The sequence below is a fragment of the Streptomyces sp. NPDC037301 genome (assembly GCF_055602785.1).
The window spans coordinates 133092-147391 of sequence record NZ_JBVJWD010000006.1 but is presented as its reverse complement, the minus strand read 5'-3'; the positions used below and the strand labels follow the sequence as shown (position 1 = coordinate 147391).

The 14300-nt window shown below is 69.3% G+C and carries 10 protein-coding genes and 1 pseudogene; 3 read left to right on the top strand and 8 right to left on the bottom strand.

Features of this window, described 5'->3' with window-relative positions; all coding sequences use genetic code 11:
- Positions 1-43: 43 nt before the first annotated feature.
- The 4 genes from ACZ7IB_RS12940 to ACZ7IB_RS12925 all read right to left on the bottom strand — a co-directional run bounded on the left by ACZ7IB_RS12940 (position 44) and on the right by ACZ7IB_RS12925 (position 6989).
- A complete protein-coding gene (locus ACZ7IB_RS12940) occupies positions 44-1681 on the bottom strand; it encodes an ABC-F family ATP-binding cassette domain-containing protein (protein ID WP_470912147.1) in 1638 nt (545 codons plus the stop codon).
- 147 nt (positions 1682-1828) lie between these two features.
- Positions 1829-3595 (bottom strand): BCCT family transporter, encoded by a 1767-nt coding sequence (locus ACZ7IB_RS12935; protein ID WP_470912145.1) that lies wholly within the window; start codon positions 3593-3595, stop codon positions 1829-1831.
- A gap of 74 nt (positions 3596-3669) precedes the next feature.
- The gene (locus tag ACZ7IB_RS12930; RefSeq protein ID WP_470912143.1) at positions 3670-4977 is read right to left on the bottom strand and encodes a M14 family metallopeptidase; all 1308 of its coding nucleotides are present in this window, start codon (positions 4975-4977) and stop codon (positions 3670-3672) included.
- Positions 4974-6989, bottom strand: coding sequence for a Xaa-Pro dipeptidyl-peptidase (locus ACZ7IB_RS12925; RefSeq protein WP_470912140.1), 2016 nt, complete (start codon positions 6987-6989; stop codon positions 4974-4976). The genes ACZ7IB_RS12930 and ACZ7IB_RS12925 overlap by 4 nt, the downstream gene beginning before the upstream one ends.
- Positions 6990-7199: 210 nt before the next feature.
- Between ACZ7IB_RS12925 and ACZ7IB_RS12920 the strand changes: the two genes are divergently transcribed.
- Positions 7200-8693, top strand: coding sequence for a M1 family metallopeptidase (locus ACZ7IB_RS12920; protein ID WP_470912136.1), 1494 nt, complete (start codon positions 7200-7202; stop codon positions 8691-8693).
- 161 nt (positions 8694-8854) lie between these two features.
- Complete coding sequence (locus tag ACZ7IB_RS12915; RefSeq protein WP_470912134.1) at positions 8855-9904, top strand: LacI family DNA-binding transcriptional regulator; 1050 nt, start codon at positions 8855-8857, stop codon at positions 9902-9904.
- Here ACZ7IB_RS12915 and ACZ7IB_RS12910 read toward each other — a convergent pair.
- Positions 9867-10784 (bottom strand): oxygenase MpaB family protein, encoded by a 918-nt coding sequence (locus ACZ7IB_RS12910; RefSeq protein ID WP_470912131.1) that lies wholly within the window; start codon positions 10782-10784, stop codon positions 9867-9869. The two genes, ACZ7IB_RS12915 and ACZ7IB_RS12910, sit on opposite strands and share 38 nt — an antisense overlap.
- 222 nt (positions 10785-11006) lie before the next feature.
- On the opposite strand from ACZ7IB_RS12910, the gene ACZ7IB_RS12905 reads away from it, so the two are divergent.
- The gene (locus ACZ7IB_RS12905; RefSeq protein ID WP_470912129.1) at positions 11007-11450 is read left to right on the top strand and encodes a hypothetical protein; all 444 of its coding nucleotides are present in this window, start codon (positions 11007-11009) and stop codon (positions 11448-11450) included.
- On the opposite strand, the gene ACZ7IB_RS12900 is transcribed toward ACZ7IB_RS12905, so the two are convergent.
- The 3 genes and pseudogenes from ACZ7IB_RS12900 to ACZ7IB_RS12890 all read right to left on the bottom strand — a co-directional run bounded on the left by ACZ7IB_RS12900 (position 11347) and on the right by ACZ7IB_RS12890 (position 14278).
- The gene (locus tag ACZ7IB_RS12900; protein ID WP_470912126.1) at positions 11347-12309 is read right to left on the bottom strand and encodes a transposase; all 963 of its coding nucleotides are present in this window, start codon (positions 12307-12309) and stop codon (positions 11347-11349) included. The genes ACZ7IB_RS12905 and ACZ7IB_RS12900 overlap by 104 nt on opposite strands.
- 140 nt (positions 12310-12449) lie before the next feature.
- A pseudogene (locus ACZ7IB_RS12895) lies at positions 12450-12704 on the bottom strand (macro domain-containing protein); the annotation flags it as partial.
- Positions 12650-14278: an IS200/IS605 family accessory protein TnpB-related protein gene (locus ACZ7IB_RS12890; protein WP_470912480.1), complete on the bottom strand. Its 1629-nt coding sequence runs from the start codon at positions 14276-14278 to the stop codon at positions 12650-12652. The pseudogene ACZ7IB_RS12895 and the gene ACZ7IB_RS12890, both read right to left, overlap by 55 nt.
- Positions 14279-14300: the final 22 nt, after the last annotated feature.

The following is a 14300-nucleotide window of genomic DNA, read 5'->3' as shown; positions in this document are numbered from 1 at the left end:
TGTCCTCGAACGCCGGGCGGGCTGAAAATGCCTGCGGAGCCCCTCACTGCTCCTTCACCTTGCCGTCCATCACCTCGACGCGCCGCGTCGTCCGTACCGCTTCCAGCATTCGGCGGTCGTGCGTGACCAGCAGCAGCGTCCCCGTGTACGTCTCCAGCGCCGATTCCAGCTGCTCGATCGCGGGCAGATCGAGGTGGTTCGTCGGCTCGTCGAGGACGAGGAGGTTGACGCCCCTGCCCTGAAGCAGGGCGAGCGCCGCCCTCGTGCGTTCGCCCGGTGAGAGTGTCGTCGCGGGACGCATCACATGGTCCGCGCGCAGGCCGAACTTGGCGAGCAGCGTACGGACTTCAGCCGGTTCGGTGTCGGGGACGGCCACGCAGAACGCCTCCAGAAGCGACTCCGAGCCGTGGAACAGCTTGCGCGCCTGGTCGACCTCTCCGACCACCACTCCCGAGCCGAGCGTCGCATGCCCGGCATCCAGCGGGAGGCGGCCCAGAAGTGCGGCGAGGAGGGTGGACTTGCCCGCTCCGTTGGCACCGGTGATGGCGACCCGGTCCGCCCAGTCGATCTGCAGGGACGCCGGGCCGAAGCTGAAGTCGCCGCGTACGACCTGCGCTTCGCGGAGGGTTGCCACGACCGAGCCGGAGCGGGGTGCGGCGGCGATCTCCATCCGCAGTTCCCACTCCTTGCGCGGCTCGTCGACGACATCGAGCCGTTCGATCATGCGCTGGGTCTGCCTGGCCTTCGCGGCCTGCTTCTCGCTCGATTCGCTGCGGAACTTGCGGCCGACCTTGTCGTTGTCGGTGGCCTTGCGGCGAGCGTTCTTGACGCCCTTGTCCATCCAGCCGCGCTGCATCTGCGCGCGGCCTTCGAGGGCGGAGCGCTTGTCGGCGTACTCCTCGAAATCCTCACGGGCATGCCTGCGAGCCCGCTCGCGCTCCTCCAGGTAGGCCGCGTATCCGCCGCCGTACAGGTTGATCTGCTGCTGGGCCAGGTCCAGTTCGAGGACCTTGGTGACCGTACGCATCAGGAATTCGCGGTCGTGGCTGATGACGACCGTGCCTGCGCGCAGCCCGGAGACGTAGCGCTCCAGCCGCTCCAGGCCGTCCAGGTCGAGGTCGTTGGTGGGCTCGTCGAGCAGGAAGACGTCATAGCGGGAGAGCAGGAGGGAAGCCAGGCCCGCACGGGCTGCCTGGCCCCCGGAGAGTGCGGTCATCGGCAGGTCGAGGCCGACGGTCAGTCCGAGGTCGGCGGCGACCTCCTCGGCACGCTCGTCCAGGTCCGCCCCGCCGAGAGCCAGCCAGCGTTCCAGCGTCTCGGAGTACGCGTCGTCCGCGCCCGGCGCCCCGTCGACCAGGGCCTGCGTCGCCTCGTCCATCGCGGTCTGGGCGTCGGCGACGCCGGTGCGGCGGGCCAGGAACTCCCGCACGGTCTCCTGCGGACGCCGCTCCGGCTCCTGCGGGAGGTGGCCGACGGTGGCGGTGGGCGGGGAGAGCCGCAGCTCGCCCTCCTCCGGCCGGTCGAGTCCGGCGAGCAGCCGGAGCAGGGACGATTTACCGGCGCCGTTGACACCGACGAGACCGATCACATCACCGGGCGCGACGACGAGGTCGAGTCCGGCAAAGAGTGTGCGGTCGCCGTGTCCGGCGGCGAGGTCTTTGGCGACGAGAGTGGCAGTCATCAGGGTGTCGATCCTAATCGGCGGCCGGGCAGGGCGGAGCAGCCCGGCCGGTCACGGTTCGCAGAGCAGGAGCAGGTGCAGGTGCGGGCGCGGATGGTGGGGGCGGGAGACCGGACCGCCGAGCTGCTGGTCGGGCGGCGGGAGTCGTCAGTCGTCCTGCGGGCTCGGTGGGCCGGCGGGCCCCGGTTCCGGGCCCTGGTCCTCGTGCAGCCCGGTGGTGATCCGGCTGCCGCCCGGGCCGATCCGGATCTCGAAGTCGCCGGCATACTTCGCATGCCCTTCGATGACCGCTGATTCGACGGCTTCCACGCCGAACTCACGTCGTACGATCAGCGGGTCCTGACGCAGGTCCCGCATCAGCGCCACGCACATACCGATCATCACGAAGGTGAACGGCGCGGCCACCAGGATCGTCAGGTTCTGGAGTCCGGCGAGCGCGTCACCCTCGCCGTTGCCGATGAGCAGCATGATCGCCGCCACCGCTCCGGTGACCACGCCCCAGAAGACGACGATCCACTTGGCCGGTTCGAGGATGCCCTGCTGAGAGAGCGTGCCCATCACGATGGATGCGGCGTCCGCGCCCGAGACGAAGAAGATACCGACCAGGATCATGACCAGCAGGCTCATCGCCGTTGCGATCGGGAACTGCTGGAGCACTCCGAAGAGCTGGGCCTCCTGGGTGACGGCGGTGCCGAGCCTGCCGGCCTCCTGCAGGTTGATCGCCGTACCGCCGAAGATCGCGAACCAGACCAGGCTGACGGTGCTGGGCACCAGGATGACTCCGCCGATGAACTGGCGGATGGTGCGACCGCGGCTGATGCGGGCGATGAACATGCCCACGAAGGGCGTCCAGGAGATCCACCAAGCCCAGTAGAAGACGGTCCAGTTGCCGAGCCACTCGGCCACCTCGCCCTTGCCGGTCGCCTCGGTACGCCCGGCGAGCTGGGCCAGATTGCCGAAGTAGGCGGCGATCGAAGTGGGCAGCAGGTCGAGCACGATAATGGTGGGACCCGCGATGAAGACGAAGACGGCGAGGGTCAGGGCGAGCACCATATTGGTGTTGGAGAGCCACTGGATGCCCTTCTCCACGCCGGAGATCGCCGAGGCCACGAAGGCGACGGTCAGCGCCCCGATGATCAGCACCAGGAGTCCGGTGCCGGTCTTCTCCTTCCAGTGCAGCTCATGGAAACCGCTGCCGATCTGGAGGGCGCCTAGACCCAGTGATGCGGCGGAGCCGAAGAGGGTGGCGAAGATGGCGAGGATGTCGATCAGCCGGCCGAGACCACCATGGGCATGCCGGGAACCGATGAGCGGCTCGAAGACGGCGCTGATCGTCTGCCTTCTGCGGCGCCGGAAGGTGCTGTACGCGATGGCCAGGCCGACCACTGCGTAGATCGCCCAGGGGTGGAACGTCCAGTGGAACAGGGTGGTGGCCATTGCCGTCTGCATCGCCTCGGCGGCGTCGACGGGGTGGGTGCCGGGTGGCGGGCTGGTGAAGTGGGCGAGCGGCTCGCCAACTCCGTAGAACATCAGGCCGATGCCCATGCCGGCGCTGAACATCATGGCGACCCAGGACACGGTGTGGAATTCGGGCTCCTCCCCTTCCTGCCCGAGTGCGATCTTCCCGTAGCGGCTGATGGCGAGCCACAGGGCGAAGACCACGAAGCCGGACGCGGCGAGCATGAAGGCCCAACCACCATTGTGGATCAGAGCGTTGAGCATGGAGCTGGAGACGCCCTCCAGCGAGTCGGTGGCAGTGGCTCCCCAGACCACGAAGGCGAGAGTGAGGACGGCGGTGACCGAGAACACCACCTGGTCGGTCGTGGGGCTCCGGTCCCGGTTCGGGTCACCGGGGAGGTCCGCCGTCACCGGCAGATCCCCCCGGCCACCCGTTCTCTGTTCGTCCTGCGACACGAATGGCACCTTTCACGGAAGCTGTGATTTCACTCTCCGTAGGCAGTACCACACGTGGCGCTCATCTCATGGGATCAACAAGCGGTATCGGCTTGACCGTTTGTGAGGTGATATGTCGCCCGCTCGTCCAGGAGGAGCGGGATCAGATTCCGGGCCGGCTGCCGCAGCGGTACGTACGTTCCGTCACCGTCGGGCCGGGAGGTGACGCCGTGCAGGGCGAGTTCGTCCTTGATGTCGTCGAACTGGGCCTTGGTGAGCCGGTATCCGCACGGCGGGTCCTGAAGGACCTGACCGGCTTGGGGTGACTCGTTGTCGGCACCGCCGAGATAGATGGGACCGCGGTCCTTGAGACCCGCGGCGCGGGATGCGGCGGTGGCGGCCTCGATCCGGCCGCGCCGCTCGTCGGTGAAGGCGAACAGGCCGTCCAATGCGACTAGTTGCGAGTTCACGCGGCGTCGGCTGTTGAGTGCCGGGTCGGCCTTCTCGGCGTCGGTGAGCGCATCGACGCGGGATTCTATGAGCAGGCCGACGGCGTGCTTGATACCGGAGGTGTTGCGCAGGATGCGCTCCTGTCCGTCGCCCGCCGTCTGTTTGATCGGGTCGCCGGTGACCGGGTCGGTCCAGATGCCGTAGAGGCCGCTGCTGTAGCCGGCCTCCTTGGCGGTGGGGCGTACATACCCTTCGGCGAGGGTCTGCGATTCACCGTGCACCCGGTCGGAGGCGTTGAGGTTCCGGGGCCACAGGACGAAGAGGTCCTTGTCGTAGTACGGCGGGGTGGCCCCGTACTCGTGCAGGTCGTAGATCACATCGGGCTTCCGGTCGCGGATGACCGCCGCCATGGCACGGGCCTCGGCGGTCTGCAGCGCGATGTGGTCGCGATTGATGTCGACGCCGTCGGAGTTGCCGCGGGTGTTCGCGGCGCGCCCGTCGGGGTTGGCGGTGGGCACGACGAGGACATTGGTACGGGAGAGGAAGGCGCGGGTCGACCGGTCCTGGGCGTAGGCCAGATCGCGAATGGTCGTCAGACACGCTTCGCGGCCGGATGGTTCGTCGCCGTGCTGACTGCAGATCAGCAGCATCGTGCCGGCGGTGGGTCGGTGGTTGCCGATGCGCACGAGCTGGAGCGGGCGGCCCTGCTTCGTCGTGCCGATCCGGTCGACGGAGACCCTGTCGCTGCCCCGGTCGACTGCTGCCAGGAAGGACTGTTCCTCCGGCTGGCCGGTCCAGCGGGCCCCGTTGCTGATTTCGAAGCCGGTACGGGGCTGGGCGTGCGCGGCCTCGGCGGGCACGGTGACCAGGGGTACGGCCAGGACGGCCGCCGCGGCCGTCAGGACCAGGTTGCGGCGGACGGGCCGGCGGGCGGTCGGGATACGGGGTGTCATGAGCGGCTGCCTCCCGGGATGCGATGGGCGGGACGCGGCAGCGCCACGCCCTCGGAGTGGACTGCGCGGGGGGTGGCTGTCGCGGGTGCGGAACCCGCGGTGGCACGTACGAAGGCTCCGGCGCCGCCGACGAACGGCAGCTTCGCGGACGTACGGGCCAGGTCGAGGGTGAGCGTGGGCTTGGAGTCCGGCGGGTCGATGAGGTCCCGGTCGGTGCCGGCGACGATCAGGGCGAGGCGGTGTCCGGCCGGGACGACATGGTCGGTGGCCGCCAGGTCGATGGTGATCGTGTAGGCCCTGCCCGGGGTGAGGGGGCGGCCGTGTCCGGCGGAGGCGTAGGTGCCGAGGTCTGCCCAGCCGCGGCTGATGACGGTCCGGTCGACCGTGACTGTGTCGGCCCGGGTGTCCTTGAAGCAGGAGCTGTCCCCGGTCGTGCTCGCGCCCCAGCAGGTGCGGTCGTCGAGAGTGGTGATGCCTTCGCCGGACGATCCGTAGTCGCGGACGGTGTCGGGGCCGATGTCCACGAGGACCGCGGAGAGATGGGCGGTCGATGTGGTCGGGGTGGCGGTGACGGTCACCGTGGACGATCCGGAGAGCCGAAGGTCCCGGGTGAGCGGCGCGGTGCGGAATCCGGCCTTGGCGCCCGTGGTCCGGTCCAGGTCGGCGGCCCACTCCGTCTCGCTCTGCGCCGGATCGTCGGTGACCGTCTCGGTGGCGCCGGGGCGGGCGGGCTTCAGGGCGAGGGCGCCGACGCCGGGCGCGCTGCCGGAGCCGGGGCGCACGGTGGCGGTGTGCGTGGTACGGGGCGGCCAGACCTTGTCGGTGGACCACTGGTCGGGGTGACGTTCGATGTCGGCCATCGGTTCACGCTCGATGCCGTTGTCGTAACCGAGGAGGTAGTGGTCGAACCAGCGGTGCAGCGTGTCGACCCACTCGGCGCGCCGGTAGTCGAACGGGTCGACGTGTCCGGTCTGCGAGAGCCAGATCTTGCGCTCCACGCCCTGGTCCGCGAGGGCGTCCCACCAAGGGCCGAGGTGCTTGGTGCGGACGTTGAGGTCCTGCATGCCGTGTACGGCGAAGACGCTGGCCCGCACTTTGCGGGCGTCCTTCACGTAGTCGCGGTCGCTCCACAGCTTCGTCAGGTCACCGGTGCGCGGTGCCTCGTCGACGAGCTGCTGCTGGACGGCGGCGCAGCGCCCGCGCGCCTCGGGGCTCTCCACATAGTCGGAGAGCCAGTCGGGGCCGCTGTTGTAGAGAGGGGCGCCCTGGGCGAAGTAGTAGTCGTACCAGGACGAGATGGCGCTGATCGGCACGATGGTCCGCAGCCCGTCCACTCCGGTCGCCGCGACACCGTTGGCGATGGTGCCGTCATAGCTCTTGCCGATCATTCCGGTGCGGCCGTTGGACCAGCCGGCCGTGGCGTGGTCGCCGCCGGTACGCGTGGTGTAGCCGCGGGCGCGGCCGTTCAGCCAGTCGACGACGGCCTTGGCGGACTGCACATCGGAGCGGCCACCGACGTCGATACAGCCGTCGGAGCGATTGGTACCGGCCAGATCGACGGCGACGAAGGCGTAGCCGCGCGGCACGAAGTAGTTGTCGTAGTAGAGGGGGAACTGGACGGGCCGGCCGTCGGTGTCGTACGTCTTGAGCTGGCTCTCGTTGCCGCGGCCGCAGCAGGAGTAGTACGGGCTGGCATCCATGATCACGGGAATTTTCCGGCCCTGTCGGGCGGGTTCGCGCGGCCGGACGACGTCGACGGCGACGCGGTCGCTCTTCCCGTTTCCGTCGCCGTCCAGCCCGGTGTCGACCCAGACGGATTCGCGGACGGCGTTCTCGTACGAGTAGACGGGCCCGCTCTCCAGGGATCTGGATTGATGGGCGCTGTTCTCCGGGGGCCGTGCGGCGCCCTGTGCACCTGCCGGTGAGAGCAGGACGGTCATCAGGGCGGCGACGGCCGCCACCACCACCAGCGATCTGTACGTCAAGCGGGTACCCCGCGCACGTATCGGCATGGGCGGAAGGTACCCCGGTCAACTCCTGGGCAACAGGGGGCGATCATCGGTGAATATTACATGCCCATGACGTACCGCTACCGTGTGCCATGTCGGCCGGATGGCGATCGTGTGACAGCTGTGGCCATGGACACGACTGATGCAACAGTCGCTGAATAGTGTCGACGTGACGGTTCGAAAGATCATTCGCCCCGACGACTTGGAGCATTCGTGCACCGCAGATTCATCGTCCCTAGCGCACTCGCGGCCTCCCTGCTGCTGGCGATCCCGGCCTCGGCCGCCGAAGGCACCGCGGGCGCCCCGGGCATCGGCGACCCCTATTACCCGGCCAGTGGCAATGGCGGCTACGACGTTTCCCACTACGACCTGCGGCTGAAGTATCAGCCCGCGACCGACCTGCTGGAGGGCACGGCGACGATCCTCGCCACGACCACCCAGGAGCTCTCCCGTTTCGACCTCGACTTCGGGCTGGACGTCTCCGAGGTGCGGGTGAACGGCAAAAAGGCCGGTTACGCCAGGAGCGGCGACCAGGAACTGGAGATCACCCCGGCTGCACCCCTGGCGAAGGGCAAGGCCGTCTCGGTGGTCGTGCGGTACGCCGGGAAGCCGTCGGAGCTGAAGATCAACGGCTGGACCTCCTGGGCCCGTACCCCGGACGGCGCGGTGGCCGCGCAGGAGCCGGACTCGGCCGTGTGGTGGTTCCCCAGCAATGACCACCCGCTGGACAAGGCCACGTACGACATCTCCGTGTCCGTGCCCGACGGCACCCAGGCGATCAGCAACGGCGTGCTCCAGTCGCAGAGTTCGAAGCTCGGCTGGACCCGCTTCAACTGGCGTGCCGACAAGCCGCAGGCGACGTATCTGACGACGCTGGCGATCGGCAAGTTCGACATCACCACGGACACCACGTCGGACGGGCTGCCGGTCGTCAACGCGTACAGCAGGGACCTCGGCGCCAACGGCGGTGCGGCACGCGCCAGCATCGAGCGGACCACCGAGGTCGCCGAGTGGCTGACGGAGGTCTTCGGACCGTATCCCTTCGATGCGCTCGGCGGTTACTCCCCCAATGTGAAGAGCGGGTTCGCGCTGGAGACGCAGACCAGGCCCTTCTACAGCCCGAAGCAGTTCGCGAACGGTGCGAACGTCTCGGTCGTCGTCCATGAGCTGGCGCACCAGTGGTACGGCGACAGCGTGTCCGTCAAGGGCTGGAAGGACATCTGGATCAACGAGGGCTTTGCCCGCTACAGCCAGTGGCTGTGGTCGGAGAAGGAGGGCGAGGGCACCACGCAGGAGTTGGCCGACTACACCTACGCCCAGCATCCGGCGGACGACGCCTTCTGGACAGTGAAGCCGGGCGACCCGGGCCCCGACAACCAGTTCGACGCGGCCGTCTACGACCGGGGTGCGCTGGCGATCCAGGCGCTGCGCGACAAGGTGGGCGACGAGACGTTCTTCGAGCTGCTGAAGGGCTGGCCGGCCGAGCATGCCTACGGGAACGCGAGCGTGGGGGACTTTGTGACGTACGCGGAACGGGTCTCGGGCCGGCCGCTCGCCGACTTCTTCGACACCTGGCTGTACCAGCCGACGCGGCCTCAGGCCCCGGCGGCGGCCGCGGCGCGCTCCTTGCGCGCGAACGCGCAGCCCGCTAAGCCCGCTTCATGGAAGCAGATCGCGGCCACGAACACGATTCACGACCACCGCTGACGGTCCGCGGATCGGCTCCGGGCACCATCGCCCCGCCCTCCTCGGCGGGGCGACGGTGCCCGGCGGACGGCCGGGGCGGACGGTTAGGCTGATGGCGTCGGTGCTGTCCGGCCGACCCCGGCCGTATCCGGCCCGAATCCCGCGCGTACGAGGAGCGTCCCTTGCCCGGTCCGACCCCCGACTCCCCTCGCGATGTCCGCCCCACACTGGAAGCCGTGGCAGCCCTCGCCGGGGTCTCACGGGCGACGGCCTCCCGGGTGGTGAACGGCGGGGCGGGGGTGCGGCAGCCGCTCGTGGAACAGGTACGCAAGGCGGTCGACGAGCTCGGCTACGTTCCGAACCACGCCGCGCGGACCCTGGTCACCCGGCGCAACGGCGCGGTCGCCGTGATCATCGACGAGCCGGAGTTCCGGATCTTCTCCGACCCGTTCTTCTCCCAGCAGATCCGCGGCATCAGCCGTGAACTGAACGTGTACGACGCCCAGTTGGTACTGCTCCTGGTGGAGGGCAGCGGGGACTTCGACCGGGTCGCCCGCTATCTGGCCGGCGGCCATGTGGACGGCGCGCTGGCGTTCTCGCTGCACATGGACGACGAGCTCCCTTCCCTCATCCGCCGGTTCCGGGTGCCCACGGTCTACGGCGGCCGCCCCGGCCGGCCGGGTGCTGCGTCCGAACTGGCCGTTCCCTACGTCGACTGCGACAACCGGGGCGGCGCAGCCGAGGCCGTACGCCATCTCGTCTCCCTCGGCCGTCGGCGGATCGCGCACATCGCCGGACCGCGCGACCAGACATCGGCGCTCGACCGGATCGACGGCTACCGCGATGTGCTGCCCGAAGGCGATCCGGCACTGCTCGCGGAAGGCGACTTCACCGTCGAGGGCGGCGCACGGGCGATGACGCAACTCCTTGAGCACCACCCCGATCTGGACGCGGTCTTCGCCGCCAACGACCTGATGGCCTCGGGTGCCCTGCGGGTGCTGCGCGAGCGCGGCCGCAGGGTGCCGGAGGAGGTGGCCCTGGTCGGCTTCGACGACATGGCGCCGATAGCCGAGACCACCGAGCCCCCGCTGACGACGGTCCGTCAGGACATCGAGGGAATGGGCAGGTTGATGGTGCGGATGCTGATGCGGCGGCTGATCGGCGAGGGCGAGGGTGACGAGCTCGAATCGGTGATCACGCCGACCCAACTGGTACACCGGGCTTCCGCCTGAGCTTCCCGTCACCCCGGACGGCCTCGCGATGCGCCGCCCGCGCCCGGCGCGCGTACGGCAGATAGCGCAGCCGCTCGGGCAGCACGGGCACGACGCGCCGCACCACCCCGCAGAACCGCCGCAGCTTCCGCTCCTGCGCATCCGTCCACTCGAGCCCGATCGCCGCCCGTGCGTCCGGCGGCATCAGCCCGATGGTCACGAAACGGCGGAACCGGGCCAGCGGCGGGAACAGCACCGGCCACAGCGCCTTCAGCAGCAGCCGGGCCGGCAGCGGCCCACGGTCCGGCGGCGGTACGGGGCGGTCGGTGGCGATCAGGTCCTCGACGACGACGGTCAGCTCGATCTCGTCGGCCAGCACCTTTCGGAAGTACGGCCAGAATTCCTCGATCGTCTGCGGCATGTCCCGGTCGTGAATGCCGAGAATCCTGCCTACCTGCAGCCACTCCCGGTACAGGGCCCGTTCCTGCGCGTCGGTGAGCGGCCGGACGAGATAGCGCGCGGCGTGCTGGTAGACGGGGAAGCCCGTGGCGTGCACCCACGCATAGTTCGCGGGGGACAACGCATGGTAACGGCGCCCCCGGGTGTCGGTGCCCTGAATGGTGCGGTGCAGCTTGCGGAGCCTGCGGCCTTCCTCGGCGGCCGCCTCGCCCCCGTACACCCATAGCTGGAGCGATCGCAGCGACCTCTCGCCGCGCCCCCACGGGTCCGTACGGAAGACGGAGTGTTCGTCGACGCCCGCACCGACCGCCGGGTGGGCGACCTGGAGAGTGAGGGCGGCAGGCAGCATCAGGAGGGCGCGGATGTCGCCGGAGAGGCTCCAGAGCACGCCGTCGGGTGGCGGCGGGGCGGCGGTGCCACCTCTGGCTGCTTCGGTGTTCATGCGGTGCTCCCGACGGTCGGCGGGGCGTGCGGCTCGGCGCCCGACCCTTGTGCGATCCAGTATGCGATCGCTTCCGGGCCGGTGCGCACGGGCCCCCGGGGTGCCTTCTTCGGCGCTTGCGCGTCGACGGTGTCGACGCAACTGATGAAACAAGTCGATAGTATTTGTATCTTTGACTCCTTGGATGCGACGAACCGTCACACTTCTTTGAAATCAAGGAAGTTGAGCAAAAGAGTCGAGCTGCTGCGGACTCCTGACGTCCCGCTCCCGACGGACCTTGTCCGCCGGGTCGCGCAGAAAGATCCCTTCCACTGGGATGACCAGCCTGTGATCATTCGGCGGATCTTGCCGCAGCTCGTCGTGGTGCTCACCGAGGGCATGGCCGAGCCCGATCTCATGGCCCGTGGACTGGCCGCGGCAGGCTGGTCGCGGTGGCCCGGCGAGCAGGCCGGGGCAGTGGCCGGTTTCCTGGAGGCATGGTGGACGCAGACCCTGCGGGCGGAGTCGCCGCCCATCGCCGCGTGTGTGGTGTTCGAGAGCTGCGTGACCGCGAGCTCCTCGGTCACCCCGTGGCTCGCCCGCTGGGAGGCGGAGCGGAGCCCGGTCGCCCGCCGTCACCTGGCTGACAGCGTCGGTTGGTGGCGGGAGGAGTTGACGTCTCGGTGAGATGGGCGGCGAAGCCCTTCCAACGGATGATGTGCCCGTGCCGCACGTAGCGCGCCGTGGTGTCGTAGGGAGAGACGATTGCCGAGGCGGAGGGCGGCAGCCCGTTGTCGTCGGCGGTGCGCCAGCTCAGGCGGCCTGCCGCGTCGCGGTGGTAGTTCTGCACCACGATCTGCCGCAGGGCCTCGGCTTGTGGGCCGGGCCGGTAGCTGGCCACGTCCCGGTGGAGCCGCTCCAGCAGTCGGCAGGCGTCGTCGCCGGCTGCGAGGATCCTGGTCTTGGGCCGGGTGGGGTTCTTGCCCAGGCGGACCGGACGGCCGTAGCGGCGCCCCCAGTCCTCGTCTACCAGGCCGACCAGCAGATGCCCGGCCGTGCGGGCCACTTCTTCAAGCGCGGCACGGACCGCCTCGGTGACCAGTTCGAGCCGGGTCAGGTCGCGCACCGCGGCCAGGACGTGGGTGGAGTCGGTGCGCTGGGTGGTGCGCTCGCGTACGACGCCGGCCTCCTTCAGGCGGGCGAGCGCCAGATCCAGGAGACGGTCGGCACGGTCGTCCTGGGCGAGGCGCTCGCGGAAGTCGGCCAGCACGCTGTGGTGGAAGCCGGGATCGTCCAGGTCCATGGCCAGGGCGTACTTGAAATCGATCCGGCAGCGGACCGCTTCGGCTGCCTGCCGGTCCGACAGGCCAAGCAGGAACTGCAGCACGCAGACGGTGGCCAGTTGGGCGGGCGAGAGCCCGGGACGCCCGTCGCGCGGATACCAGCCCGCGAAGTCCTCGTCGCTCCACAGCCCGTCCAGCCGGTCTCTGACCCACATCGCCGTCGTACCGGCCGGATTGCTCGCCCGTGCGATCTGCGCGGTCAAAGACGGGACCTGCTCACCCGAACGGGGACGGAGCGACAACGGACACTTCGGCAGCTGTATCGGCCTACGAAACAGCCACGAGCATGCCTGCCGATCACGCTCGCGCACCGGGAAACACCAAGATCCCCGACAGAGTCAAGCTAGTCGAAGTCGTACACCGTCACCGCTATTCCCCGGCTCAGCAGCCGCTTCTCTATCAGCGGCTCGATCCGGGACCACTTTCCGCCCGCCAACCCGCAGCCGATCCGCGGCATATGGACCGAAGCCCCCAGCTCGACGGCCCGGTCGGCCACGGCCCCCAACGCCGTGTCGATCGCCTCGTAGCGCACGGGTACCGTTCCTAGCCAGTGTGCATGAGTGAGTCCTGGACCCACCGATGTGTACTGGGCGCATCCCGAACGGTGTTGGATGCACTCGGTCCCCGCTTTCGCGTCCCGCTCGGCGGCACGCCTCCAGGGGCGTGATCCGTTGCGGGTGGGCGGATTCCCTCACGCCCCCGTGCACCTGGCCCGGCCTGGGCGGTCCGATGCCCCGCACGATCACTCCGGTCGTGTGGGGGCGGTGCCGTCCGACGCCGTACCGGATGCCCGAGGGCGCGTCGTCCGATCGCGATACCGGCGGCATCATGACGGGACATCTTTCGCTTGGGGGTGGCCAGCGGTTTCTGCCAGTGCTGGGCACCCCACATCGAGGTGTAGGCGGGGTCGACCGCAACAATGCTCAGGCCCTGTTCGGCAGCCATGGAGACCAGCCGGGCCTTGAGCTTGCCGGTCGGGATGCCGGAGATCAGCTGCCTGAACCGTTTCCTGCGGCCGTGTTTCTCGCGGGTCTTCTCGGCGGTGAAGTCGAGGTCCTCGATGCCGATCGCAGCGACACCGGCCTGCTTGGCCCAGTTGATCAGACGGGTCAGGGCGTGGCGGATCTGTGCGTCGCGGTGATCGGTGGTGCCGGAGAGGTCGTAGGGGAAGCGGTGCGGGTCGCCGATGGGGTTGCCGTGCGTGTCGAGGTGGTAGGCGGCGAAGTGGTCGGCGTTGGTGTCGACGCCGATCATGCCCCGGCCGCGGGCAGTCTCCAGCGGGATGGTCTGTACGACGGGGCGTTGCCAGGATGCGGTGAGGTACCAGCGGCCACGGTTCACGTCGAGGTGGATGCGGTAGGCGACGGCCTGGTTCGCTTCGGTGCGGTCGGCCCACTCCTGGCCCCGGTGCGCGAAGCCGATACGGGTGGTGAGGGTGTACCGGCCGTGCCGGGCGTTGGCCAGGTGTGCGAGCGGGGCAGGCAGTTTGATGCTGACCTCGCCGTCCGGGGTGACGCGGATGGTCTCGTTCCCGAACCGTTTCCCGGACTCGCCGTCGGCGGCGATGAACCAGCGTTCCGCTTCCCAGCGTTCCCGCCACTGCTCTTCGGTGAGGTGGGCGTCGGCGAGGTGGTGGCGGGTGTTGAGGAGGCGTTTGCCGCCGCGTACCACCCGGACGCGTCCGGCCTGCCGGTCACGGACCGCGGCAGCATGCCGCGCTTCCAGCGTCGCGAGGCGGCGAGACTTGTGGAACCACTCACCCTGGGAGCGGTAGCCACCGGCTGCCCGCTTGGTGCCCCTCGCGCCGATCGGGAGGGACAGGCGGTACCGCAGTGTCCTGATCCCGGCTTCCAGATTCTGGATGTGCGCCGCCTGACAGCGCCGGGCGAGCGCCCACTGATCGTGTGTGGTTTTGGTGATCGCACCGGCGATCCGCGACGACGGCACCCCGGTCAGGTCCCGCTTACGCGAAGCCCAGGTCTCCGCGCCGTGCTCCAGACCATCCGCACAACGGGCCCTGAGGTCACGGGAAGCCAGACGCCCCTGATGCTCACCGACCGCACGCAAAACCTTCTCGTCCTGGGGCGTGAGGTGCTTGAGACGGTCCCGGACCGCCACCCCGCACGGCCCGGGCACCACGAACGGTGCCGTCAACTCCCGCACACCACCCACCACGTCACCCCCTCCCCAAAAC

What these genes read in the sequence shown, in the direction of transcription:
- ACZ7IB_RS12940 (WP_470912147.1), bottom strand. Translation starts at nt 1,681, where the DNA reads ATGACTGCCACTCTCGTCGCCAAAGACCTCGCCGCCGGACACGGCGAC.
- ACZ7IB_RS12930 (WP_470912143.1), bottom strand. Translation starts at nt 4,977, where the DNA reads ATGACACCCCGTATCCCGACCGCCCGCCGGCCCGTCCGCCGCAACCTG.
- ACZ7IB_RS12925 (WP_470912140.1), bottom strand. Translation starts at nt 6,989, where the DNA reads ATGCCGATACGTGCGCGGGGTACCCGCTTGACGTACAGATCGCTGGTG.
- ACZ7IB_RS12910 (WP_470912131.1), bottom strand. Translation starts at nt 10,784, where the DNA reads ATGAACACCGAAGCAGCCAGAGGTGGCACCGCCGCCCCGCCGCCACCC.